This is a genomic window from Streptomyces sp. 8K308, assembly GCF_004348315.1.
Lineage (GTDB): Bacteria > Actinomycetota > Actinomycetes > Streptomycetales > Streptomycetaceae > Streptomyces.
This window is the reverse complement of the sequence record NZ_SMKC01000550.1, coordinates 1-2,531: the sequence shown is the minus strand read 5'-3', so window position 1 is coordinate 2,531 and position 2,531 is coordinate 1. Positions and strand designations below refer to the sequence as shown.

Annotated in this window: 2 protein-coding genes and 1 rRNA gene; 1 reads left to right on the top strand and 2 read right to left on the bottom strand. The window is 74.2% G+C overall.

Translation table 11 applies throughout. From position 1 onward, the window contains the following. Positions 1 to 9: 9 nt before the first annotated feature. Positions 10 to 126, top strand: a 5S ribosomal RNA gene (rrf, locus tag E1265_RS35520). A gap of 116 nt (positions 127 to 242) precedes the next feature. Here rrf and E1265_RS35515 read toward each other — a convergent pair. After that, on the bottom strand, positions 243 to 1,550 hold the full coding sequence (locus E1265_RS35515; protein ID WP_132935068.1) for a DUF58 domain-containing protein: 1,308 nt from the start codon (positions 1,548 to 1,550) through the stop codon (positions 243 to 245). Then, on the bottom strand, positions 1,550 to 2,527 hold the full coding sequence (locus tag E1265_RS35510) for a MoxR family ATPase (protein ID WP_132935069.1): 978 nt from the start codon (positions 2,525 to 2,527) through the stop codon (positions 1,550 to 1,552). The genes E1265_RS35515 and E1265_RS35510 overlap by 1 nt, the downstream gene beginning before the upstream one ends. Positions 2,528 to 2,531: the final 4 nt, after the last annotated feature.

Genomic DNA, 2,531 nt, shown 5'->3' with positions numbered 1-2,531 from the left:
TTGTAGGGTTCCGGTGGTCATGGCGGTGGGGAAACGCCCGGTTACATTCCGAACCCGGAAGCTAAGCCTGCCAGCGCCGATGGTACTGCATGGGGGACCGTGTGGGAGAGTAGGTCGCCGCCGGACAATTATTAGGTGTGTAGGGCCCGTTGGGAGACCAACGGGCCCTACACGTGTTTGTGTTGCGACCCGGCGGGCCGCCCGCCCGGCGGGCCGGCCGGGGCCGGTTATCGGAGAGGTCGTCAGAGACGTCCCGAGGCCTTGAGGGAGAGGTAGGCGTCGGCCAGGGCCGGCGGCAGGAGTTCGGGGGCGGCTTCGACCACGGTGACGCCCAGGGCGCGCAGGCGTTCCGTCGTGCGGTGACGTTCGAGCTCGTGGCTGGCCGCGGCGGCGGCCTCGTAGACGCCGGGAACGGTGCCGCGGGTGCGGGCCATCTCGGTGATCCGGGGGTCGGCGACCGAGGCCACCACCACCGTGTGACCTCGCGTCAGGCGTGGCAGCACGGGCAGCAGTCCGGTCTCCACCGGGGCGGCGTCGAGGCTGGTGAACAGCACGAGCAGCGAGCGGCGTGGCGCGCCGGCGAGTGCGGCTGTGGCCATGGCCCGGGTGTCGGTCTCTATCAGTGCCGCTTCCAACGGGGTGAGCGCGGCGACGACCGAGGGCAGCAACTGGCCGCCGGTGCGACCGCGTACCGAGGCGCGGACCGTGCGGTCGAAGGCAAGCAGGTCGACACGGTCGCCGGCCTGGGAGGCCAGGGCGGTGAGGAGCAGGGCCGCGTCCATGGAGACATCGAGGCGTGGGATGTCGCCGACGCGGCCGGCCGAGGTGCGGCCGGTGTCCAGGACCAGCAGCAGGTGCCGGTCGCGTTCCGGGCGCCAGGTGCGGACGGCGACGGTGGACTGGCGGGCGGTGGCGCGCCAGTCGATGGAGCGGACGTCGTCGCCCGGCACGTACTCGCGGAGGCTGTCGAACTCGGTGCCTTCGCCCCTGGTCAACACCGTGGTGCGGCCGTCGAGTTCGCGGAGTCGGGAGAGCTTGGCCGGGAGGTGCTTGCGGCTGGTGAAGGGAGGCAGCACCCGCAGCGTCCATGGCACGGCGTGGCCGCCCTGGCGGGCGGCGAGGCCGAGCGGCCCGTGGGAGCGGACGGTCACCCGGTGTGGGTGGTGCTCGCCGCGTCTGGTGGGGCTGAGCACGGTGGTGAGCCGGCGCTGTTCGCCGGCGGGCACGTGCAGGCGGTGGCGTGACGCGGCGTAGGCGGTGCCCGGGCGCCAGGCGCTCGGGGGCCAGGCGTCGCGGAGCTCGGCGCGCAGCGGCCGGCGGGCGGCGTTGGTCACGGTGAGGTGGACGGTGGCCTCTTCGCCGAGGCGGACGGTGGTGTCGCCGCTCCTGGCCAGCAGGAGTGGGCGGACGGGGGCGGCGAGGGCCAGGTCGACGAGGACGCAGCCGAGCAGCGGCAGGGCGACGGCGAGGATGCCGGTCCAGCCCGGGCGTGGGCCGGCGACCAGGGCGCCGAGCGCCGCCAGCAGCGCGGTGCGGCCGGTGAGCGCCATCAGCGGGGAACCGGGACGCGGGCGAGCAGGCCGGTGAGGACGCTGTCGGCGGTGACGCCCTCCATCTCGGCCTCGGGGCGCAGCCGGACGCGGTGCCGGAGGGTGGGCAGGGCGAGCGCCTTGACGTCGTCGGGGATCACGTAATCGCGGCCGGAGAGCCAGGCCCAGGCGCGGGCGGTGCCGAGGAGCGCCGTGGCGCCGCGGGGCGAGGCGCCGATGGCCAGGGACGGCGACTCGCGGGTGGCCCGGCAGAGGTCGACGACGTAGCCGGCGATGTCGGGGGAGACGGTGACCTTGGCGACGGCGGCGCGGGCGGCGGCGAGCTGCTCGGCGCCGGCGACCGGGCGCACGCCGGCGGTGGTGAGGTCGCGGGGGTCAAAGCCGGCGGCGTGCCTGGCGAGGACGGCGATCTCCTGCTCGCGGCTCGGCAGGGGGAGGTTGAGCTTGAGGAGGAAGCGGTCGAGCTGGGCCTCGGGGAGCGGGTAGGTGCCCTCGTACTCGATGGGGTTCTGGGTGGCGGCGACCATGAAGGGATCGGGGAGCGGCCTGGGGGTGCCGTCGACGGAGACCTGGCGTTCCTCCATGGCCTCCAGCAGGGAGGCCTGGGTCTTGGGCGGGGTGCGGTTGATCTCGTCGGCCAGCAGGAGGTTGGTGAAGACGGGGCCCGGCTGGAAGGAGAACTCGGCGGTGCGGGCGTCGTAGACGAGGGATCCGGTGACGTCGCTCGGCATCAGATCGGGGGTGAACTGGACGCGCTTGGTGTCGAGTTCGAGTGCCGTGGCCAGGGTGCGGACGAGCAGGGTCTTGGCGACGCCCGGGACGCCTTCGAGGAGGACGTGGCCCCGGCAGAGCAGGGCGACGACCAGCCCCGTGACGGCGGCGTCCTGGCCGACGACGGCCTTGCCGATCTCGGTCCGCAGGGCCTCCAGGGCCTGGTGCGCGTCCGGGGTCTCGGTGCCTGGGGTTGGGGCGGTCACGGGG

What these genes read in the sequence shown, in the direction of transcription:
- E1265_RS35515 (WP_132935068.1), bottom strand. Translation starts at nt 1,550, where the DNA reads ATGGCGCTCACCGGCCGCACCGCGCTGCTGGCGGCGCTCGGCGCCCTG.